The following is a 21,378-nucleotide window of genomic DNA, read 5'->3' as shown; positions in this document are numbered from 1 at the left end:
TTCCTGTGCTCTGGAAGCGGCGGGTCGCACGTTAGGGGTAACGGCAATGCCTCCCATGCGCGGGCGAAGTGGAGTTGAGTGGAAAGCATGTACGGAGCCGTATTGCATGCGCCACGGGACGTCCGCTTCGAGGAACGATCCGACCCCACCATCGTCGAACCGTCGGATGCGGTTGTCCGCACGGTCGCGGCCTGCGTCTGCGGGTCCGACCTGTGGCGATACCGCGGAATCACACCCGTGCCCAAGCCCATGCCGATCGGTCACGAGTTCTGCGGGGTGGTCACCGCGATCGGCGATGGCGTCACCACCGTGAAACCGGGCGACTTCGTGGTCGGCGGATTCAATCCCTCCGACAACACCTGCCCGCTGTGCCGCAAGGGCGCCACCGCCAACTGTCAGCACGGATCGCACTACGACGGCGCGCAGGCCGAGCAGATCCGCATCCCGATGGCCGACGGCACGCTGATCGCGACCCCCGAGTCGCCACCCGACGACCTGATCCCGAGCCTGCTCGCGCTGTCGGACGTCATGTGCACCGGGTGGCACGCGGCGGTGTCGGCAGGTGTCGGGCCCGGCACGAGTGTCGCTGTCGTCGGCGACGGGGCCGTCGGCCTGTGCGCGGTGCTCGCCGCGCGGCAGCTGGGTGCCCAGACGGTGATCGCCATGAGCCGTCATGAGGCACGCCAGAAGATCGCGAACGAATTCGGCGCCACCCACATCGTCCCCGAACGCGACGACGAGGGCATCGCCAAGATCAAGGATCTGACCGGCGGCATCGGCGCCGATTGCGTCCTCGAGTGCGTTGGCACCGAAGGAGCCCGGCTGCAGGCGGCGGGCTCTGTTCGCGATGGCGGCAACATCGGGCTCGTCGGGGTGCCGCACGGCGATCTCCCCATCGACCAGTTGTTCTGGCGCAACGTCGGCATCAAGGGCGGACCGGCGAATTGCCGAGCCTACCTACCTCACCTCATGGATCTGACGTGGTCGCGAAAGATCCACCCCGGCTTGGTCTTCGACCTCGACCTCCCGCTCAGCGACATCGCCGAGGCCTTCGCCGCCATGGACGAACGTCGCGCCATCAAGTCGCTCGTCACGCCCTGACACCGACCGGGCCGTCACCACGGTGCCGATGCTGGCGGCGATGACCAAGTCGATGGCCGCGAGTCGTAGTGGCCCGGTCGGCTGATTCAGCAACACCCAGCCGGCAAGTGCCGCGACGATGGGCTCCAGGCTCAGCAGGATGCTGAAGACATGTCGCGGAAGTCGGCGCAGCGCAGCGAATTCCAGCGTGTATGGGATGACCGACGACAGCACGGCAACCGCAAGAACACCCACCAGCAGAATTGGGTCATCGAGCGCACGCATTGCGCCTGATGCTCCCAACGGCAACACGAACACCGTCGAAAATGCCAGTGCGACAGCAAGTCCGCCGGCGCCCGGCACTGCGTCGCCGACTCGCGCACTCGCGATGATGTAGAGCGCCCAGAATGATCCGGCCACCAAGGCGAACAGAACGCCGACGAAATCGAGCGAATCAGCCTGCGTCGCGCTCTCGACGCCGAGCAGGCCGATACCGGTGAACGCCAGCGCAACCCAGGCCAGGTCGACGGCGCGACGCGACAGCACGGCCGACAGCAGCAGTGGTCCCAGGAACTCGATGGCCACCGCCGCGCCCAGCGGCAACCGCTCGATGGCGCAGTAGAACGACCCGTTCATCCCGCCCAGTGCGAGTCCGAACAACCCGACGGACCGCCACTGGGACCAGGTCCACCGTCGCACTCGCGGGCGAACCACGACCAGGAGGATCGCGGCAGCCAGTCCCAAGCGCATCGTGGTGACGCCCCACGAGCCCATGGCCGGAAACAGGTGCACCGCGATCGCCGCCCCGAACTGCAGCGATACGCATGATCCGAGGATCATCCCCACTGCGGGAGCAGATGCGGGAGTGCGTGCCGTCGTGCTCACGCATCAAGCATCGACTCGCATAATTGATCAGTCCAGTGAATGTTTCTGGCGCTGTATCATCACTTCAGCTAACCAATGGAGGCAGGATGCTGAACGTCGCACGGCTGCGAATCCTGCGCGAACTCTACCTGCGGGGAACGCTCGCACAGGTCGCTCAGGCGTTGTCGTACACGCCGTCGGCGATCTCACAGCAGCTCTCAATGCTCGAACGGGAAACCGGTGTCCAACTGTTGGAGCACGTAGGCCGACGCGTCCGTCTCACCGACGACGCACTCACGCTCGTCGCACATACCGAGGCGGTGCTCGCGCAGTTGGAGCAGGCCGAATCCGATCTCGCCGCCGCGCAACCGGCCGTACACGGAACGCTGCGCCTGGCGTCGTTCCAGACGGTGGTCCTCGAGATCGCACCGCGCGTGCTGACACTGCTCGAGCAGAGCCACCCGGCTCTCGAGGTGGAGATCACCATGCGCGAGGTCGACGCGGCATTCAGCGGCCTGCTGTCCGGCCTGTTCGACGTGATTCTCGGCGAGGAGTACCCCGGCCTCCCCGACCCGGTACGCGAGGGAACCGACCGAACCGACCTCGCGCCCGATCCGCTCTACCTCGCCGTGCCCTCGCACGGTCCGTGGGCCGCACGGCCCGGCACCATCGCCGAACTCGCCTCGACCCCATGGGCATTGGACCCGCCGGGCAGCGCGAGCGGGGATTGGGCCCGTGCCATGTGCCGCAGCGCGGGCTTCGAACCTCGGGTGCGGTTCGAGGGGCCGGATCCGCTACTGCACGCCCACCTCGTGCGCACCGGCCACGCGGTCGCGTTCGTACCCGCCCTGATCGCGACGGATCACCTCGAGGGCACCCAACTCATCGAGTTGCCCGGCAGGCCCGAACGCATCCTGTTCACCGCGGTGCGCGCCGGTCGAGCCGGACATCCAGCCGTGCGAGCACTCCGAGAAGCGCTCGCGCACAATGTCGCCGAACGTCAGCCGCGACGACCCACGCTATCGGTGAACTGATTCGCACCTGCGCGCCGGATGCGTCAACGTGCCGACAGCACCTGCGCACCATCCGCGGCGCGAACGTCGAGTGATCGAGATCGGGATGCGCCAGCATTCTGGTGAGAGTCGGCTTGTCCCACGGCCACAGGTCGACGGCACCGTTGGGGGTGAGATACCAGGAGTTACAACCGGTGTTCCAGACCGTCGGTGTCATCGCTTGCGTCACATCGGCATTGAACTTCTTGGTCGCTTCCTCGGTCACCTCGACCGTTGCGCTGGACGTCTGCTCGAGGTGATCGAGGAGGTCGGCGATGTAGCCTGCGGTGAGTTCGGAGGTGAGTTGCAGCGAGATCGAACCGGTGGGCGAGTTCGGCCCCAGCACCGTGAACATGTTGGGGAACCCAGGAACTGCGAGGGTCCGGTAGGCGCGCGGCCCGTCGGCCCACGCCTCGTCGAGCGTCATACCGTCTCGCCCGGACACGGTCATCGGCCGCGTGTAGTTGTGCGCATGGAATCCGGTCGCCAGCACGACCACATCGACGGGATGCGTTGTGCCGTCGGCGGTCCGAATGCCCTGAGCGGTGATCTCCGTAATCGGATCGTTGACGAGAATTGCATTGTGTGCCTGGATCGCACGGTAGTACGTGCCCGACACGACCTGTCGTTTGCAGAGCGGTTCGTAGTCGGGGGTCAGCACCGTACGGAGCGCACGGTCGCGTACCTGAACCCTCAACGACAGACGTGCGTACGCTTGGACGAGCCGGCGGCGCCAACTCGGACGGGTGGTGATGTCGGCAAGAATTCCTGAGCCCCAGAGCAGTGACTTTGTCAGCGTCTGATGCACCGGAGGGAGTCGTCGCAGAACCGACGACACAACTCGTGACTGCCGAATTCCCATGGGTGCCCACAGAATCCACTGCGGCGACCGGACGAAGTGGACGATCGAGGAGGCCGCGGGCTGCAGTGCCGAAACCACCTGAACCCCGGTCGATCCCGTGCCGATCACAGCGATGCGTTTGCCGTCGGTCACCACATCGCCGTCCCAGCGCGCGGTGTGAACCACCGGGCCGTCGAACTCTGCCAGACCAGGAATGTCAGGAATGGCGGGATGATGGAGAACACCGGTGGCACAGATGAGGACGTCGACGACCAGATCCTCGCCCGCTGCCGTCGAGACCGCCCACGTGCGGGCGTCGTCGTCCCAGGCGGCAGAGGTCACCTCGGTGTTGCACCGGATGTGCGGTGCGAGCCCGAACTGTTCGACGACATCACGGTGGTAGGGTTGAATCTCGCTGCCGTCGGCCCAGATTCGAGTCCAGTCGGGTTTCGGGGCGAACCCGAACTGATAGATCTGCGACGGTACGTCGCACGTCAGACCCGGATACCGATTCCAGTGCCACACACCGCCGACGTCGTCGCCCTTCTCGAGAACAGCCACGTCGGTGTATCCGCGTTCACGCAGTACGTGCAGCGCAGTGATGCCGGCGACCCCTGCTCCGATGATCAGGATTCGCGGCGCGGTCATCCACCGGCCTTGCTTTCCCTCAGAGCACGCCGAACGGTGTGCCACGCAGTGCGCATGGCGGATTCGAACGCTTCGGCGCGACGCCCTCGGTTCATGAAGTTGGCCCCGAGTCCAGCGAGATCGGCTGCAGTGGGCAGAATTTCGACCACCTGAGTGCCGCGGCCGCGAACCTCGGCGACCTCCCGGCGCAACAAGCTCGACATAGGTCCGCGCAACGCGGCCTGCTCGATCAGTCCACCCACGCCGGGTACACGCACTCCAGGATGTGACGCCATCGGAGCGATCACGTAGATGACGTCGGCATCCTCGGGTTCGATGAGATCGACGGAGGCGGTCGATGCCGCGCCACCGTCGACGTAGGACCTGCCGTCGATCACGACCGGCGGCATCCAGCCGGGGATCGCCCAGGATGATCGCAATGCCTCACCAACGGTGATAGATCCGGGTTCGGTTCCGCCCCATACGGTTCGCCGACCGGCGCGGTAGTCGAACGCGACCATGCGGGCATCGGGGTGAGCGAGCCAACCCGACGAGTCGGCATACCCGTCCGCCAGTCGTTGCAGCCACGCGGCATCGGCACGTCCGGTCGGTGCGATGCCGGTGAGCGCCGCCAGTCCGTGCTGTGATCGCAGCAGTCTCGGATTAAGCAGCGGCGGACGCGGGATCCGCGGCAGGCCGAAGGGCGTGTCGACGACGTGGCGACGCAATCGGAGGTCGGCGCTGGTGCCGCGCTGCATCGCAACGAGTTCGTCGATGTCGGCGCCGCCGCCGATGATGGTGACGAGTTCCGCGCCGGCCGACGTTCCTTGCAGGACATCGGCGTCGCGGGGTTCGGACCCGAGTTGTTCGGCCAGCGCGTGTAGGGCGGCTACGACCCACGCCCCACCGATCGTGCCGCCGCAGCCGATGACGATCGCGGTCTTGCTCATCGGTTCCCTCCTCGCGAGGCCACATCGGCACTGCCGGCGTGACGGGCAATCCGGTCGGTGTACGCGCGACGCGCATCGGCATCGAGCGAGGTCAACGCGCGATTGTCACCGATGAGCCGCCGCGCACGGGACTCCAGCCATTCGGGTACGAGGCCGTCGACCAGCGACCAGCCCGGCCCCAACCAGCGCGGTACCGAGACCTCACGCGCACCGCTGAGAGAGGCGCCGACGACGGCCTTGGCCACCTCGACGGGGTCGACGGTCGGCATGCCGTGCCCCAGCGGAGCGCCTGACGACAGTTCGGTCCGAACCGCCGACGGCAGGACGGTCGACACCACCACACCCTGCTCGATCAGTTCCCTTCGCGCAGCGAGTGATACACCGCGCGCGGCGAATTTGCTGGCGTTGTAGGCCACCATTCCGGGAATCGGGAGCCGTCCCGCCATCGACGCCACATTGACGATGCGCCCGCCCCCGCCGCGGATCATCTCCGGGGCGACCGCCCGCATTCCGTTGATGACGCCTCGTACGTTGACGTCCAAGGTCAGGTCGATGACGTCGTCGGCCTCGTCGAGGAACGGACCGAGTGGCATCACGCCGGCGTTGTTGACGAGCACGTCGATACGACCCGACTCACGAATCACCTCGTCGACAAACGTCTGCCACGACTCGCGATCCCGCACGTCGAGGCCCGCGGAGCGCACACCGGGCAAGCCTGCGGCGGTCTCCTGGGCCACGTCGGCGTCCAGGTCACCGATCCATACCGAAGATCCTTGAGCCGCAAACACTTCGGCGGTGGACGCTCCGATTCCGCGAGCACCGCCGGTGATCACCACCACCGAGTCGGACAGTGGTCGCGCTGTGAGTCGTCGCATGCATATCCTCGCCGTCGCCATTTCGGATACCGACGGTATTTGGATACTTCGAGAATGTCAATGGCCGTTGTCACGCTACAGTGTGACGGTGGCGCGAATGAGCAGGGCCGACCGTCAGGCCATCACTCGACGCGAGATCCTTGACGCCGCACGTGTGCGCTTTCTGCGCGACGGTTATCGCGCCACAAGCCTCGAACAGATCGCCGACGACGCCGGCTACTCCAAGGGAGCCGTCTACTCCAACTTCCAGAACAAGGCGAACCTCTGCCGCGTCGTCCTGCAGGGTGTGCAGCAGGAGAAACTCGCCGAGGTCGCCGACATCGTGGCCCGCAGCGACGGAGTCTCTGACCTTCAGCATGGGCTGGAGAAGTGGATGAGCGACACCATCGGCGACGTCGGCTGGACAATGCTGGAGATGGAACTCTCGCTTGATTCGCGCGGTGACCGTCGGGTGGCCGAGATGATCATGACCATGCACACCGGCATGCGGGACACGATGGTGTCGGTCATCCAGCAGGCCGCCGATCACCTCGGCCTGGGGGCCATCTCCGACGAGCAAGCCCAGGAACTGGCCGGGATGTTGACCGCGACCACCTTCGGACTCGGCGTCCAGCGTGCGGTCAATCCATCGGTGTCGATCGAGCCCGGCATGGCGGTAATCCGGACGATTCTGGCCACCTTTGTCGGCGCCGACTGACGTAACGAGCCCTTCGCCGATCGCCCCCCCCCCCCCGCTCCCTGAGGTGCTCGAGGCGCTAGCCGAGAGCCTCGAAGGGCCAGTGAGACAAGGCAATTAGACGACCACGTAGCTACGGTCACCAGGGGCTTCGAGGCTCGTCGACTTCGAGACGCTCCATGCTCGTACCTCGCATGGGGCTCCTCAGCCCGGCGGCTAGCGCTCCTCGCACCTCAGCCAGCGGGAGGGGCTCCGCCAGCGGAGACGCTACGACGACGTGCGCGCTCGCGGACACACCCAGGCACGCAAGAACTCTCGCAGTTCGTCGTCGGTACGCGGCGGGTGCGTGGGGTATTGCAGAAAGCTGAGCCAGACGCGCATCACCATCTCGGCAAGCCCCTGCATCGCCGTCTCGTCGTAGCCTTCGGCTTCCCAGTCCACCGACAGCCGGCGAAGCATCGACGCACCGAGCGCAATGGCACCGGCCGTGGTGGCCTCCTTTGTGAAGAACTCGGTCTCCCCGGCGCGCACGAGCAGGCCGATCGCCGGTTCGTCGGGCAGCACCCGCAGGCAGTAGATGATCGTCTCGGTGATCGCGTCCTGCGCTGTGGTGACGTGCGCGAGGTCGACAGCCATGCGATCGAGGAAGTCCTGCGCGCCGGCGGCGGCGACCGCGGCAAGCATGTCGTTGACCGTGGGGAAATACCGGTAGACCGTCTGGCGGGTGACGCCGATCTCGTTGGCCACGTCGGCCAGGGTGGTTTTCTGCGCGCCGTATCGGTCGACGCAGCGGATGGCCGCGTCCAGGATGCGCGACCGCGCCTCTTCCGAGTTTCGCGGCAGGTCACCCTGCCACCCACGTGTTCTCACCCGGACGATTTTCTCATGAGCCGCTGGCCGACGGTGTCGCCGGAGCCGCTTGCTGCTCAATCTCGACCGCAGCGCGTCCACGGAGCAACGCCGCGGTGAGCGATGTCCCGGCGACCACGAAACAGCACACGACGTAGAAGAGGTTGCCAGTCGGTGTGTCATTGACCGTGACCACGTCGGATGCGCCGATGACGTCGGGCAGAGCGGTGATCCACAGAATGGCCAGCACGGCGAGGTAGAGGACCGGGAAGACCCGCAGGAACGGCCGCGCGGTCCGCGCAGCGGTTCCCGACGGATCTCGGCGGTGACGCCACCAATGCGTCACCAGGATGTAGCCGCCGACCAGCCACAGCAGGGCGATCTCGATGCCGAGCACGATCGTCTGGCCGGTCAGGTTGGCGTTCTCGCGGCCGAATACCGCGGTCGGAATGCTGAACAGCGGCATGCAGACGACTGCCAGAGCCCCGGCCACCACGGTGCGCCACGTCAACGACCACCCGCGTGGCGGATTCCCGGCTCGCGTGGGGTCGGCGACCAGCTTCGCGCAGAAGTAGACGAGGACACCGAACGACACAGAAGCGAAGAGCCACACGCTGTTCAAGGGCACCGAGTCCATCAACGGAACCGCCGACGGGTTGCCGAGTTTGGCGGAGTCAGGTCCGTAGAACGGCTCGTCGACGTTCCAGGCCCACCACTTCAGTTGCGGTCCCAGCTGATCGAAGATCTCGTAGAACGCCTGGTAGACAAGTGCTACACCGACGGCACCCCGCAGCGTGGATCCCTTGCTGCCGTCGAAGATTCCCAGGGCACGCACGATCTCGTAGGCCACCTGACTGAGCGCCGGATAGAACGCAACGATGTACAAGGGTAGCCGGTCGTACATGAACTGCACGGTGAAGACGTTGTGGGAGAACATGAATCCCATCGCGTCTTGCATGCCGAACCACTCCGGGAAGTACAGCGGTGGCTCGATGATGAAAAGGTAGACGAGTCCACCGAACCACAGCGCGAGGTTGGTGGCGTCACCATCGTTGCGCAGGCGCCGGATCGCGTGGACGAGTGCGAGGATCGCGCCCACAACGATCGTCAGCTCCAGCACAGGCAGCGTCCAGTTGTCGAGGCCAAATGGATTCCGGAGTGTGACAAATGGATTGGAGTCCTGACAGTCGAAGCCCAGGTAGCGGGTGATGATGTAGGCGGGTGATCCGGTGTCGCACGATACCGCCATGATCAGACCACCTGCACGCGCGGGAGCACCGTGGCCGGGCCACCCGGCTGGGGCCGGCCATCGCGATAGATGTCCGACGGCGGGTCGGCTTGCGGATCGAATCCGATCGGCAGCCGGTTGCGACCCACTGCACGTTTGATGGCAAACCTGGCCAGCCCGAACAGCACTCGCGGACTGGTCACCATCGCGGTGACCGGTTGTTCGAGGTTGAACACCGCGGTGAAGGCACTCTCCACCGCTTTGTCCTCACGACTCGTCGCCGAGATCAGGTTGAAGATCGGCCATCCCGCGCGGGCGGCGATGCGCTGGCGCCAGCGGGGCGCGATCTCGGTTCCTTCGGCGTTCTCGTAGCCATGGTCTCGGGCCAGCGCGAGAACCCAGATGTCGTCCAGCAATTCGCGTTGCGCCGCGAAGTATCGCTGCGGGAAGGCGGCGTCGAGCAGGGCCTGACCGCGACGCAGCTCGACGTCGAGCATGTCGCTCAGCAGGACGGCGCTCTTGGCAGCCGACGTCATCCCCTGTGCGTAAAAGGGATTGAAGCCACAGATCGCATCACCGAGGACGATGAGGCCGGCGGGCGGGTTCTCGAGCTCGTCGAAACGACGCCGCTTGTTGCCGGTCGACTTGGTGACGAACACCTTCGACAGTGGCTCACACAACGCCATGATCTTGGCGAAGACGGGGGTCCGGAGCCGAGTGGCGGCGTCGTAGAAGTCGTTCTCCTTGCGCGGCATCGGGTGCCCCCAGGAGCCCATGGTCACGAGCACTCGGTCGCCTTCGATCGGGAAGATCTGGCACAGGAAGTCGTGTTCAGGCGGGTGCGGACCGGTGTCGCTGGTCGGCATCACCGACAGTTGGTGCCACCACCAGGACTCCGGCAGATCGGCCGGTTTCTGGAACCACTGGGTGGTGTAGGTGACCCCGGCGTCGAGCGATTGCACCGGCGCCTCCGGCCAGCCCGCCTTGACCAGCCAGTCCGACACGAGCGATCCGCGACCGAGCGTGTCGACAACGAGGTCACCCTCGATCAGCCGACGGTCGGGGCCGTCGTCACCGCCGGTCGCCCACACGCCGGTGACCCGGCCGCCCGACTCGGCGTCACCGACGATCTCGATGCCCTCGACGTTGACGCCCTCGACGACGTGAACATTCCTGAGCTCACGCAGCTTGCCGCGCAAGGTGCGCTCGATCAGCAGCCGCGACGCATACACCATGGTCATGGTGCTTTCCTGCCGCGGAATCCAGCCGCTGCCTTCGCAATGCGCGGCCGCCATCGACGGCATGAGATGCATTCCTCCGGCGTCGATCAAAGCGTCTTCGTAGCCGGGGAAGAGGGTGTCCATCGCGCGGCGACCCGCGTTGAGCAGGAAGTGCGGGTGCTTGCTCTGTGGCACTCCGCGCCGATGCTCGGCGTCGTCGGGTATGAGGTCGCGTTCGAGCACGACGACCTCGTCGAAATACGGCGCCAGCGCACCGGCCGCGCACATCCCCGCAACACTGCCGCCCATCACGACAGCACGCCCACCCAGTAGCCCCATCCCAGCCTCCGCGTTACGCCATACATCAATTGGATGGTGTATGACCATAGGCAGCGGTGCCGACGGGAGTCAATGAGGAAATATTCAACAACTGGTGACATTCTCCCGCTTGAGTCTTAAGCTCAAGTGCATGCGTGCGATGATTCTCAAAGAGTTCCGCGAGTTGCGGCGCGATCCGCGCACGCTCGCGATGTTGATTGCGCTCCCGTTGCTGCTGCTGGTCATATTCGGTTACGCCGCAAACTTTTTCGTCTCCTCGACGGAAACGGCGGTCGTCGGTCCACAAGCCCAGCAGGTGGCCGACCAACTGCCGTCGTACTTCGACGTCAAGACCATCGAGCCCGGCGACACCGAGCAGGACGCGGTGAACCTGTTGAAGGAGAACAAGGTTGACGTCGCGATCGTCACCGGACAGACACCGGCTCTGGCGTTGGTCGACGGCTCCAATCTGTTCTCGGCCCAGTCCACGGTTGCCGCCCTCAACAAGGCCGGCAACATGGTGAAGACGCAGGTGCTGTTCAATCCCGACCTGAAGACCTCCTGGGTGATGGTGCCCGCGATCATCGGGCTGATCCTCACCTTCATCGGAACCATCGTCACCAGCATCGGCCTGGTGCGCGAAAGAGAAGCGGGCACACTGGAACAGCTGGCCGTCATGCCCATCAAACCCAGCCAGGTGATCCTGGGCAAGATCGCCCCCTACTTCCTGCTCGCGGCGATCGACATGATCATCGTGACCCTGTTGGGTATGTGGCTGTTCGGTGTTCCCTTCAACGGAAATGTGTTGACGTTCGCGCTCGGCGGCGGGATCTTCTTGTTCGTCGTACTAGGCCTCGGCGTGCTGATATCGACGATCTCGCAAACCACCGGCCAGGCAATTCAAACGGCTTTCTTCTTCCTGTTACCCCAGATCCTCCTGTCGGGCATGATCTTTCCGCTCGACGCCATGGCCGCCGGCGTGCGCTGGATCGGCTACCTATTGCCGCTGACCTACTTCACGATGATCTCCCAGGGTGTCATGCTCCGAGGCGCGCCGATATCTTCGCTCTGGCTGCCGCTGCTGATTCTGACCGTGATGGCCGTCGTGGTGTTCACCGGAGCGACGTTGCGGTTCCGGCGAGACCTGGCGCCCAATGCACCCAAGGCGCGCAGCGTCACTGCACCGGCCGATGCCTCGTGATCGCCTCGGCCACATCGATATCCGTCCAGTTCGGCGACACAGTAGCACTGGACGGCGTGTCGGTGGAACTGCCCGCCGGCACCGTGGTCGCGGTGGTCGGCGGTGACGGTGCGGGCAAGACCACGCTGCTGCGGGCGTTTGCGCGCAAGGTGATTCCCAACTCGGGACAGGTGACGTCGCCCGACAAGAACGGCCTGGGCTTTCTGCCTGCGGGACCGGGCAATTGGGGTGCGCTGACCGTCCGGCAGAACCTCGATTTCGTCGGCGGTATCTACGGGCTCTCCGGAGCCGAACTGGCCGAACGCCGTGAGGAGATGATCACTCGCGCCGGTCTCGGCGTCGCCGCCGACCGGCTGGCGTCGGCACTGTCCGGTGGCATGCGTCGCAAACTGGCCGCGTCGATGGCCATGATCCACCGCCCGAAGCTGATCATCCTCGACGAACCCAGTACCGGCGTCGATCCGGTCAGCCGAATCGATCTGTGGCGCATGATCTCCGAGTGCGCCGCCGATGGCGCCGCGGTGATCATGTCGACGACCTACCTCGACGAGGCCGAGCGTGCGGGCTCACTCCTGGTACTCGACGGTGGACGCACCCTCGCGCAAGGTTCCTACGACGACGTCCGGGCCGGATTTCGTGGAACCATCACGCGCGCAACCCGACCGGTGCGACCTGAATGGTCGTGGCGTCGTGGCCACGAGCGTCACGAATTCTGGCCCGACGGCTCGACGCCCGCAGACATCGATCCGGGCTCTGTCGTCGAACCCGACCTCGAGGACATCGTCATCTCACTGTCGCTGCAACGACAGCTGGCCGCGGGAGCGCCGGCATGAGCAGCAACGCAGTCATTCGCGCCACATCGGTCACCAAGAGGTTTGGTGACTTCACCGCCGTCGACGACGTCACGATGGACGTCAAGCCCGGCGAGGTCGTCGGGCTGCTCGGAGCCAACGGCGCCGGCAAGACCACCCTGATCCGCATACTCCTGGGACTACTCCGACCCACCGAGGGCACAACCTCCCTGTTCGACGGTCCGCCCGATCGCGACCGGCGCGCACGCCTCGGCTATGTCCCCCAGAACCTCGGTTTGTATCGGGACCTGACCGTCGCCGAGAATCTCGATTTCTCCACCGGAACCTATGGTGTTACAACACCGGCCTTGCCCGACGATCTCCGGTCGCATGCCGACACCCTGGTCGGCGAGCTCCCGCTCGGCGCGCAACGACGGATCGCGTTCCTCGTCGCCCTCGCGCACTCCCCTGCCGCACTTGTGCTCGACGAACCGACCTCGGGGGTCGACGCCCTGTCCCGTGCACGGCTGTGGGACACCATCCGAGGTGAATCCGACAAGGGCACCGGCGTTCTCGTCACCACCCACTACATGGAAGAAGCCCAGGAATGCGACCGGCTGTTGCTGATGTCGTCGGGCAAGCTCGTCGCACACGGCAGCGAAGCCGACATCATCGGCGACACTCGCGCAGTATCGGTGAGCACCGACGACTGGCAGCAGGCCTTCGCGGTCCTGAATGCGGCGAGTGTGCCGGTCATCCTGTCCGGGCGCGCAATTCGCGTCGCCGACACCGACACGGCCAAGCTCGATGCGATCCTCGATCAGGCAGGCATTCCCGCCACCATCACGCCCGTGCCGGCCACCATCGAGGAGAAGATGCTGGTTCTCGCCCGGCACGATTGACCCATGAGCGAACGAAAACGGGGGCGACCGCGCCTCGATGCCGGACGACCGGACTCGCGGGAGGCGATCCTGACCGCAGCCCGAGAGCTGTTCGCCGAACGCGGATTCGACCGAACCACCATGCGCGCCATCGCTTCACGTGCCGGCGTCGACCCCGCCCTGATCCACCACTACTTCGGCAACAAGAACGCACTGACCGTCGAGGCCCTGCGCCCGCAGGTCGACCCGACCGCCGTTCTCGGCGGACTCGACGCCTACGCCCCACATCTCGGAACCGAGTTCGTCACCCGCGTGCTGACGATCTGGGAGAACGACGCCGCGCAGCGCGAACGTGCGATCGCGCTGTTGCGCATCGCCGTCACACACGACGAGGTCGCCGAACGGATGCGTGCTTTCTTCATCGGGATGGCGACCATGGTGCTCGGTGACTTCGCACTCGCCGAGGATCGCGAGCTCCGCATCGCCTTGATCGCCAGCCACGTCCTGGGAATCCTCATGATGCGGTTCGTCTTGCGCCAACCCGACATTGCCGGCGCCGACATCGGCGACCTCGCCGCCCGCATGGGTCCCGCGATCGATCACTATCTGACCGGCGGCACCGCCGTGTGAGCTAGATCGGCCATATCTTCACCTGATTGCGTAACTGAGGATATGGGCAACGGATACCTTCACTCGACACCGGCCGGCCGCTACTCACGTCACTTCCCGCTGAAGACCGGGAATGCGCCCGCTTCGCCGTAGTCCCGAATGTGCATGCCGCGCAGCGTGTTCATGTCCTCGGCGGAGATCGTGAAGTCGACTTGCGCGTTGCTCCGCATGTGCTCGGGATTGGCGGTCTTCGGCAGAGACACCGCCCCCAGCTGCAGTGTGTAGCGGATGCACAGCTGGGGCACCGTGACGTCGTAGCGCTCGGCAATCGCGACGATGTCCGGATTGTGGAGGATCTCACCGTGGCCAATCGGTGAATACGCCTCGACGAGAATGCCTTTCCCGTCGCAGTAGGCAATGAGCTCGGCCGGGGTGTTGCCCGCGTGCACAAGGATCTGGTTGACGTGCGGCGCTACCGTGCTGGCCGCCAGGATGCTGTCGAGATCGTGCTCCTCGAAGTTGGAGACCCCGATCGACCGGAGCTGTCCCGCCTTGTGGGCGTCCTCGAGCGCACGCCACGCTTCGCGGTTGCCCTCGGCGTAGTCGCCGCCGCGCCAATCGCCCCACGGCTGCGGGCTGTGGATCAGCATCAGGTCGAGGTAATCGAGCCCCATCGTCGACAGTGATCCTTCGATCGCATTGACGGCGTCGTCGTAGTTCTTGATCTCGGCAGCCAGTTTGCTGGACACGAACAGTTCATCGCGGGCGACACCGCTGGTGCGGACACCTTCACCGACGCCGCGCTCATTGCCGTATGCCTGCGCGGTATCGATGTTGCGGTAGCCGACGTCGACGGCGTCGCGTACCGCCTGGGCGGCCTTGTCGTCGTCGATGAACCACGTCCCCATGCCCAGCTTGGGAATCGTCACGTCGTTGGACAGTGTGTAGGTTTCGTCGAGAATCACGCTGTGTACTCCTCATCGGTGACGTGGTCGAGCCAGGTGACGACCTCGCCGTTCTCGTCGGCCTCCTGCATGGCGACGTGCGCCATGAAGCGGTCGGCTGTCGCGCCGTGCCAATGCTCTTCGCCAGGCTCGATGTAGACCACGTCGCCGGGCCGGATCTCCTGTACGACACCGTCTCGGGTGGCAACGAGGCCGATACCGTCTGTGACGTACAGGGTTTGGCCCTTCGGATGGTGGTGCCAGGCGGTGCGCGCGCCGGGCGAGAACCGGACGTGCGCGCAACCGATGGCTGTCTGTTCATCTGGGTTGCGAATGCCGTCGATCTGGACGGTGCCGGTGAACCAGTCGGCCGGTCCGGCCCCAGTCTGGCCGCCACTCTTGGTGTACTTCATCTCGCGTTCCTCCGTTACCGGATATCGTTGTCCGCTTACCACGATACTCACCAAGCGGATATAGTCAATCCGCTTATGCTAGGGTTCACGTCATGGCACAGGCGGACGCAGCCCGACCGCTCCGCAAGGACGCACAGATCAACCGCGAGCGACTACTGGAAGCCGCCCGAGAGTTGTTCGCCGCGAAGGGTCTTGACGTCACACTGAACGACATCGCCCACCACGCGGGGGTCGGCGTGGGCACGGCTTACCGACGTTTCGCGAACAAGGGCGAGATCATCGACGCGCTCTTCGAGGAGCGACTTCAGGCCGTCGAGGCCGTCGCCCGGGAAGCACTCGATGAACCGGATCCCTGGCTGGCCCTCACCAGTTACCTGCGCCGCACCCTGCAGATGCAGATCGGCGACCGCGGACTCCACCAGATTCTCAGCGACCCAACGCTGGGCGACGAACGCATCAACGACGTCCGCGTCCGCATCGCACCGCTGATCGTCGAACTTGTCGACCGCGCCAAGCAGGCCGGCGTCGTCCGCGACGACTTTGCCCCCACCGACGTCACGTTCATCCAGTCGGCGATGGCGCCGATCATGGACAGCACACGCGACGTCGCACCCGATCTGTACGAGCGCTACCTGACCTTCATTTTCGACGGAATTCGCAGTGACAGACAGTTCTCCCCGCTACCGGCACCCGCGCTGAGTTCCGCGATCACCCACAGCGCGATGACCCGCAAACGTCGCTCGGGGTCCGCTACCTAGCTGGCGGTCCCCCGGTCATCGACGATCGTCATCGTCGGCCACGGCGGTTGCTTGTACACCGCTGCCGAGCCCAGGGTCGCGGCGACAAGTCCGGTGACCACGCCGCTGAGCGCGACCCTCCCCTGATCGACTATCGGCGTCCATGTGGCAGTTCCGTCGCTGATCGTGAATGCGCCCATGGCAACTGGGCGACCGAACAGCCCGCGCCGACTCACCGGGATGAACGTCGTATGCTCGTCGACGGTGATCGGATCACCGAAATGTTCTGAGATGGACGGGATTTCGCCTGAGCTCATGAGTCCTCCTGGTGGACAATCCATCGGGTTCTACGCACGTCGCCCTCAATTTTCGCACAGACGTACGAGGCCGGAAGCTCTCGCCGAAAGTCTCCGCCCCTGGCGGCTGCCCGCACTGCAACCGCCATCTGGCGGTCGACACCACCACCAACTCCGTCGGGTCGGCGGTTTCGGCTGGGTCACATCGTTCCTAGACTGTGTTCCATGACACAGCCCGCCGGCTCGACGGAGAGCGGCCCACCGTTCGACGCCGAGTTGCGGGCCAGCCTCGCCGTTGTGGGCGGCACTTTTCCACCCACGGTGACGCCGGACCTCATCGGGTTCATGCGGCAGTCCTATGCCTCACGCCCGTTGGCCGACACTATGCGGGGACGAGCCGTCGCACATCGAGAAGCGACCATCGAGGGATTTCGGGGCGACCCGGTCACCCTATCCATCTTCACTCCGCTCGGGATGACGTCGCGGCGGCCGGCCATCGTCTACGCCCACTCCGGCGGATTGATGTTCGGGGATCGCTTCAACGCGCTCGACGCCAGCTTGGATTGGGTGGAAAAGCTTGGTGCAGTGCTGATCTCGACCGAGTACCGATTGGCTCCAGAGTTCGCCGATCCATATGCGCGCGAAGACATGTACGCGACCCTCGACTGGGCCGCCCGCAATGCCGAGCGCGTCGGCATCGATCGGCGTCGACTCCTGGTCGCGGGAGCCAGTTCCGGTGGTGGTCTCGCGGCGGGGTTGGCGTTGGCCGCACGTGACCGCGACGGACCGGCCATCCGCGGCCAGTTGCTGTCCTACCCGATGCTCGATGACCGCGGGATCGCGCCATCCACACAGCAGTTCGACGGCGTCGGGGTGTGGGATCGGGTGTCCAACGAAACCGGTTGGCAGGCCTACCTTCAGGATGCATATCGAACCGACGCAGTGTCGCCATATGCGGTTCCCGCGCGGGCGGAGGATCTCCGCGGGCTGCCGCCGGCCTTCCTCGACGTCGGCGATTGCGAGATCTTTCGCGACGAGGTCGTTGCCTACGCCAACAGTTTGTGGGCGGCCGGGGTCAACGCCGAACTCCACGTCTGGCCCGGCGCGTTCCATGCCTGCGACATCTTCGCCCCGCACACCGCGATGGCGAAAGCGATGCTGCACACCCGCTTTTCGTGGGTACAGCGAATGCTCGCCGACTGAACCCCCCACTGATCCACGAGCGTCCCCAATGGAAGGAATAACAATGAGTGCACCCACCATCGACCCGAAGAAGGTCGAAGATGCCGCGAGCGCGGTCATCGCCGCCGCGTCGGCCGGGACGGATCGCGTACCCGGTGTGGTCGCCGGAGTAACCACCGACCGCGAGACCATCGTGCTGGAGTCCTCCGGGCGTCGAGCACTGGACAAAGACACTCCGATGACCACCGACACGGTCTTCGCGATCTTCTCCACCACCAAGGCGATCACCGGCACCGCGGCGCTGCAACTCGTCGAGCGCGGCCAATTGGATCTCGATGCACCCGCGCGCGAGTACGAGCCACGACTGGGTGAGGTGTCGGTCATCGACGGATTCGACGACGCCGGGCAACCTCGCCTACGGGCACCGAAGTCGGAAATCACCACCCGTCAACTCCTTACCCACACAGCGGGTTTCGGCTACGACTTCTTCAATGAAACCTACAACCGTCTCGCCACCGAACACGGCCAACCCAGCATCGTCACCTCGTCGATGGCCTCACTGAGAAGCCCGCTGCTGTTCGACCCGGGCACCGAGTGGGAGTACGGCAGCAACATCGACTGGGCAGGACTGGTCATCGAGGCGATCGCCGGACAGCGACTCGGCGAGGTGGTCACGGAGAACATCCTCGACCCGCTCGGCATGACCGACACCTCGTTCACTCGCAACGACGACATGCGGAGCCGGACCGCCACGATGCACCATCGCAACGCCGACGGCTCGCTGACTCCCGATCATGGCTTCGCACTTCCCGACGACCCCGAGGTGCACATGGGCGGACACGGCCTCTACTCGACCGTGGGCGACTACCTCACATTCATTCGCATGTGGCTCAACGACGGACGCGCGGACTCGGGCGCACAGATTCTCCGACCGGACACTGTGGCCGATGCCGGGCGCAATCACCTCGGCGAGCTGAAGGTGAAGATGCTGCCCGGCGTGATCCCGGCGTTGTCCAACGATGCCGAGTTCTTTCCCGGGATGCCGAAGTCGTGGGCGCTCACATTCATGATCAACGACGAGGACGCGCCGACCGGCCGGCCCGCCGGCGCTCTGGCCTGGGCAGGTCTGGCGAACCTCTACTACTGGATCGACCGGCAGAACAAGATCGGCGGCTACTGGGCGACGCAGATCTTCCCGTTCGCCGACGCGGCATCGGTGGGCGGCTACCTCGATTTCGAGACCGCTGTGTACCGCGCACTCGCGCACTGACCCGGCGCTGCGCGTCGTCGGGCCCGACCGACCTCGGGTACCGGCGACGCGGCGTAGGGTCGACGACATCATCTCGGCCGGACCTCAGGAGGCGTCGTGCAGGAACTCCTCGGTCGGATCGCCGCTCTGGATCCGACCGCAAGTCTCGGTCTGCGGGTCATTGCCTGTTTCGACGAACTCATCGTCGGCCAGGTGAATATTCATGGGCTGCTTGCCACCGCCGCAGCCCTGGCCGGGTGTCCCGCCGGGTGTTCGTTCGGCCCGCGCGTCTCGCCTCTCGGGGAGACACTCGCCGGCGATCCGCCCACTGGCCGACTCAGCCACGGCGTCGACTCCGACGCCGCGGTATGGCTCGAGCGCGCCGGACCCGAGGAAGCCAATGACGCCATCATCCTGGAACGGCTCGCGCTCGCCGTCGGTATCCGGCGGTCCGGCGCCAACCCGGATGCAGCTCGACGCGATATCGCGGTTCTGCTCGGCCGCGACCACCCCGTCGATGAGCGGTCGGAGGCCGCCGCCCGACTCGGACTCTCACCGTCGCAGCGGTACCGCGTGTTGACGCAGCCGCTCTTCGCAGAATGGGCGTCGCATCCGAACTGGCCGAGCGATGTCATCTCCACCTCGCTCGGCACGATCCACACGCTGATCGCTCCCGCCTCGGTCACAGCCGACGACGCGCCTGCCGCACCCTGCGGGCTCGGGGTGACCGGCGCGATCCCCGATCTGGCGTTGTCGTTCCGCACCGCGCTCATCGCGCTTCGGCTGTGCGAGCGCCCCGCCAGCAGCGCTGTCGATGCCGAACGCTACGGCGGCCTCATCCACATGCTGGCCGAGTCGCCGTCGACGGCGACCAATCCCGACGTCGACCGCCTCGAAACGCTCCTCACCGAGCACACCTGGGCGTCGGCGACGATCGTCGCGGTCATCGAGTCCTCGAGCGCCCGGCAGGCCGCCCGCTCGCTCGACATCCATCATTCGACGATGCAGGTGCGCGTCGAGACCCTCTCGGGTGAGCTCGGATTCGACCCCTTCGACGGTCTGGGCAAGGCCCGCTTGGGAGTCGCCTACCTGGCCTGGCGGATGCGTCATTCCCGCGCGCTGGAGCTTCCGCCACCGCAGTGAGAGTCACGCGGACAGATCAGAGGATGCGGTGACGCTTGGCCTCGGCCACCCACGAGGGAAACTCGGAGAGCAATCGGTCGTAGAGTTCTTCGTCGGGCAGCTTGTCGATGTTGTCGACCGCGAAGAACCCGACGTTGTCGACGAGCCGGCCGGGTAGCGTGTCGAATTTCTCGAGAATCCCGAAGTTGGCGCGGCCGAGACCGACGAACTGCCAGAAGATGGGTTCCGTTACCGCGCTGCGCAATTGGTCTTCGATCTCCTTGTTGCGGTAGACGCCGCCATCGGAGAAGAACAGCACCAGCGTCGGGACTGGCTGAGGGTCCTTGGCGACCAAGGCGCGGACGTCGGCGATCACCTTCTGCTCTTCGTTACCGATGCCGAGGTTCCTCATATCGAGCTGGCCGTTGGCGAGGTTCTTCGAACGCTTGGTGCCCCTGCCGATCTTCATCTGGCCCACCCGCACGTGCAGGCCGATCCATTCCGGCAGGTTACCGATCTCGAAGTCCGGCAAGCGAGCACTGTTGGACGCGAAGATGAAGGCCTGCATGGTCCCGTCGTCGTCGAGCTGTGCGGCAACGGCCGCCATCCGTTCGACGACGCCCGCGACAACACCTTTGGAGTACAGGCCAGACATCGATCCCGACGCGTCGAGGACCAAGATCACCCGGGCCTTGAGTTGCCCGGCGCCACGCTTCTCCAGCGACACCGCGACCTTCTGCTTGCGCAGGTCGAGGCGCTTACGCATGTCGATCGGCAGGCGGTCCATGCCGGGCGTCGACTGTGCAACCGACGTGGCCGAGGTCGGGATACGTGCGGGTTCGTCGTCGACGCTGACCCCGTGGTCGGTGACCAGCGCAGCGAATCCCCCGGCGTACCCCTGCCCGACAGCCCGAACCTTCCAATGCCCTTGGCGCCGATAGAGATCGAGGGCGATGACGATCGATTCGGTGTCAAGACCGTCGATTCGATACTCGAACAGTACATTTCCGGCCCCGTCCCAGAGCCACGCGACGGGTGCCGCATGGTTGCCGAAGCGGCCCGCCGCGTCGTCGAGGGTGATGACGGTCCGCACCTGACTGATCTCGGCCGGGATGCCGGAAAGCGCGATGGCCAGGGTGGCCGGTTGTCCGGCCTGCGCCAGGTGCAGGCGAACTCCGGGGCCGGCGAGCTGGTTGTAGAAGACGAAATCGTGGTCGCCGCGAACGGTTCCCGCGTCCGTGACGAGAAGCGCGGACAGGTCGGCTGCGGCGTCGAGGGTGAGCGTCACCGCCACGTCTGACACTGTCAGCGGTGCGTTCTGACCTTTGCTCAGTACCTGGTGCGTGCCGGTCACGACTGCAGGATAGTCGAGA

21 protein-coding genes and 1 pseudogene are annotated in these 21,378 nt (G+C 65.4%); 11 read left to right on the top strand and 11 right to left on the bottom strand.

Annotated features, from left to right (window positions below):
- Nucleotides 1-87 precede the first annotated feature (87 nt).
- Nucleotides 88-1,101 (top strand): zinc-dependent alcohol dehydrogenase family protein, encoded by a 1,014-nt coding sequence (locus ACWDTF_RS16085; protein WP_433256570.1) that lies wholly within the window; start codon nucleotides 88-90, stop codon nucleotides 1,099-1,101.
- A 33-nt stretch (nucleotides 1,102-1,134) separates the two neighbouring features.
- On the opposite strand, the pseudogene ACWDTF_RS16080 reads toward ACWDTF_RS16085, so the two are convergent.
- Nucleotides 1,135-1,716: pseudogene (locus ACWDTF_RS16080) on the bottom strand (EamA family transporter); the annotation flags it as partial.
- A gap of 335 nt (nucleotides 1,717-2,051) precedes the next feature.
- Here ACWDTF_RS16080 and ACWDTF_RS16075 point away from each other — a divergent pair.
- Nucleotides 2,052-2,978, top strand: a complete 927-nt coding sequence (locus ACWDTF_RS16075; RefSeq protein WP_449754653.1) for a LysR family transcriptional regulator — start codon at nucleotides 2,052-2,054, stop codon at nucleotides 2,976-2,978.
- On the opposite strand, the gene ACWDTF_RS16070 is transcribed toward ACWDTF_RS16075, so the two are convergent.
- The 3 genes from ACWDTF_RS16070 to ACWDTF_RS16060 are packed head-to-tail and all read right to left on the bottom strand — an operon-like array spanning nucleotide 2,863 to nucleotide 6,289.
- Nucleotides 2,863-4,485 (bottom strand): flavin-containing monooxygenase, encoded by a 1,623-nt coding sequence (locus tag ACWDTF_RS16070; RefSeq protein WP_449754652.1) that lies wholly within the window; start codon nucleotides 4,483-4,485, stop codon nucleotides 2,863-2,865. The genes ACWDTF_RS16075 and ACWDTF_RS16070 overlap by 116 nt on opposite strands.
- Nucleotides 4,482-5,414, bottom strand: coding sequence for a patatin-like phospholipase family protein (locus ACWDTF_RS16065; protein WP_240857762.1), 933 nt, complete (start codon nucleotides 5,412-5,414; stop codon nucleotides 4,482-4,484). Before ACWDTF_RS16065 ends, ACWDTF_RS16070 begins: the two co-directional genes overlap by 4 nt.
- Nucleotides 5,411-6,289 carry an SDR family oxidoreductase gene (locus tag ACWDTF_RS16060; RefSeq protein ID WP_240857763.1) on the bottom strand — a complete coding sequence of 293 codons (879 nt, stop codon included), beginning with the start codon at nucleotides 6,287-6,289 and terminating at the stop codon, nucleotides 5,411-5,413. The genes ACWDTF_RS16065 and ACWDTF_RS16060 overlap by 4 nt, the downstream gene beginning before the upstream one ends.
- Nucleotides 6,290-6,386: 97 nt before the next feature.
- On the opposite strand from ACWDTF_RS16060, the gene ACWDTF_RS16055 reads away from it, so the two are divergent.
- Nucleotides 6,387-6,986, top strand: coding sequence for a TetR/AcrR family transcriptional regulator (locus ACWDTF_RS16055; protein WP_240857764.1), 600 nt, complete (start codon nucleotides 6,387-6,389; stop codon nucleotides 6,984-6,986).
- Between the two features lie 246 nt (nucleotides 6,987-7,232).
- Here ACWDTF_RS16055 and ACWDTF_RS16050 read toward each other — a convergent pair whose 3' ends face one another.
- The 3 genes from ACWDTF_RS16050 to ACWDTF_RS16040 are packed head-to-tail and all read right to left on the bottom strand — an operon-like array spanning nucleotide 7,233 to nucleotide 10,601.
- Nucleotides 7,233-7,835 carry a TetR/AcrR family transcriptional regulator gene (locus ACWDTF_RS16050; RefSeq protein WP_240857765.1) on the bottom strand — a complete coding sequence of 201 codons (603 nt, stop codon included), beginning with the start codon at nucleotides 7,833-7,835 and terminating at the stop codon, nucleotides 7,233-7,235.
- 13 nt (nucleotides 7,836-7,848) lie between these two features.
- The gene (locus ACWDTF_RS16045; protein ID WP_240857766.1) at nucleotides 7,849-9,063 is read right to left on the bottom strand and encodes a hypothetical protein; all 1,215 of its coding nucleotides are present in this window, start codon (nucleotides 9,061-9,063) and stop codon (nucleotides 7,849-7,851) included.
- Nucleotides 9,064-9,065: 2 nt separating this feature from the next.
- Nucleotides 9,066-10,601: an NAD(P)/FAD-dependent oxidoreductase gene (locus ACWDTF_RS16040; protein ID WP_240857767.1), complete on the bottom strand. Its 1,536-nt coding sequence runs from the start codon at nucleotides 10,599-10,601 to the stop codon at nucleotides 9,066-9,068.
- Nucleotides 10,602-10,731: 130 nt separating this feature from the next.
- Between ACWDTF_RS16040 and ACWDTF_RS16035 the strand changes: the two genes are divergently transcribed.
- The 4 genes from ACWDTF_RS16035 to ACWDTF_RS16020 are packed head-to-tail and all read left to right on the top strand — an operon-like array spanning nucleotide 10,732 to nucleotide 14,083.
- Nucleotides 10,732-11,781: an ABC transporter permease gene (locus ACWDTF_RS16035; protein WP_240857768.1), complete on the top strand. Its 1,050-nt coding sequence runs from the start codon at nucleotides 10,732-10,734 to the stop codon at nucleotides 11,779-11,781.
- Nucleotides 11,778-12,614, top strand: a complete 837-nt coding sequence (locus tag ACWDTF_RS16030; RefSeq protein WP_240857769.1) for an ABC transporter ATP-binding protein — start codon at nucleotides 11,778-11,780, stop codon at nucleotides 12,612-12,614. Before ACWDTF_RS16035 ends, ACWDTF_RS16030 begins: the two co-directional genes overlap by 4 nt.
- Nucleotides 12,611-13,474, top strand: a complete 864-nt coding sequence (locus ACWDTF_RS16025; RefSeq protein ID WP_240857770.1) for an ABC transporter ATP-binding protein — start codon at nucleotides 12,611-12,613, stop codon at nucleotides 13,472-13,474. Before ACWDTF_RS16030 ends, ACWDTF_RS16025 begins: the two co-directional genes overlap by 4 nt.
- A 3-nt stretch (nucleotides 13,475-13,477) precedes the next feature.
- Nucleotides 13,478-14,083 (top strand): TetR/AcrR family transcriptional regulator, encoded by a 606-nt coding sequence (locus tag ACWDTF_RS16020; protein ID WP_240857771.1) that lies wholly within the window; start codon nucleotides 13,478-13,480, stop codon nucleotides 14,081-14,083.
- A gap of 89 nt (nucleotides 14,084-14,172) precedes the next feature.
- On the opposite strand, the gene ACWDTF_RS16015 is transcribed toward ACWDTF_RS16020, so the two are convergent.
- Both ACWDTF_RS16015 and ACWDTF_RS16010 read right to left on the bottom strand, forming a co-directional pair.
- A complete protein-coding gene (locus ACWDTF_RS16015) occupies nucleotides 14,173-14,970 on the bottom strand; it encodes an aldo/keto reductase (protein ID WP_240857845.1) in 798 nt (265 codons plus the stop codon).
- Nucleotides 14,971-15,023: 53 nt separating this feature from the next.
- Nucleotides 15,024-15,419, bottom strand: coding sequence for a (R)-mandelonitrile lyase (locus ACWDTF_RS16010; protein ID WP_240857772.1), 396 nt, complete (start codon nucleotides 15,417-15,419; stop codon nucleotides 15,024-15,026).
- A gap of 92 nt (nucleotides 15,420-15,511) precedes the next feature.
- Between ACWDTF_RS16010 and ACWDTF_RS16005 the strand changes: the two genes are divergently transcribed.
- A complete protein-coding gene (locus ACWDTF_RS16005; RefSeq protein WP_240857773.1) occupies nucleotides 15,512-16,177 on the top strand; it encodes a TetR/AcrR family transcriptional regulator in 666 nt (221 codons plus the stop codon).
- Here ACWDTF_RS16005 and ACWDTF_RS16000 read toward each other — a convergent pair.
- Complete coding sequence (locus ACWDTF_RS16000) at nucleotides 16,174-16,473, bottom strand: hypothetical protein (protein WP_240857774.1); 300 nt, start codon at nucleotides 16,471-16,473, stop codon at nucleotides 16,174-16,176. The genes ACWDTF_RS16005 and ACWDTF_RS16000 overlap by 4 nt on opposite strands.
- 204 nt (nucleotides 16,474-16,677) lie before the next feature.
- Between ACWDTF_RS16000 and ACWDTF_RS15995 the strand changes: the two genes are divergently transcribed.
- The 3 genes from ACWDTF_RS15995 to ACWDTF_RS15985 all read left to right on the top strand — a co-directional run bounded on the left by ACWDTF_RS15995 (nucleotide 16,678) and on the right by ACWDTF_RS15985 (nucleotide 20,026).
- Entirely contained in the window at nucleotides 16,678-17,655 is a 978-nt protein-coding gene (locus ACWDTF_RS15995; RefSeq protein WP_240857775.1) for an alpha/beta hydrolase fold domain-containing protein, read from the top strand.
- A gap of 43 nt (nucleotides 17,656-17,698) precedes the next feature.
- Entirely contained in the window at nucleotides 17,699-18,904 is a 1,206-nt protein-coding gene (locus ACWDTF_RS15990) for a serine hydrolase (protein ID WP_433256590.1), read from the top strand.
- Between the two features lie 96 nt (nucleotides 18,905-19,000).
- Entirely contained in the window at nucleotides 19,001-20,026 is a 1,026-nt protein-coding gene (locus ACWDTF_RS15985; protein ID WP_433256592.1) for a helix-turn-helix domain-containing protein, read from the top strand.
- Nucleotides 20,027-20,042: 16 nt separating this feature from the next.
- Here ACWDTF_RS15985 and ACWDTF_RS15980 read toward each other — a convergent pair whose 3' ends face one another.
- Nucleotides 20,043-21,359 carry a vWA domain-containing protein gene (locus ACWDTF_RS15980; RefSeq protein WP_449754651.1) on the bottom strand — a complete coding sequence of 439 codons (1,317 nt, stop codon included), beginning with the start codon at nucleotides 21,357-21,359 and terminating at the stop codon, nucleotides 20,043-20,045.
- Between the last annotated feature and the right edge of the window lie 19 nt (nucleotides 21,360-21,378).

This window comes from Gordonia sp. NPDC003422 (assembly GCF_053588675.1).
Note: the sequence above shows the minus strand (reverse complement) of the source record. Positions and strands in the feature narration are given on the sequence as shown.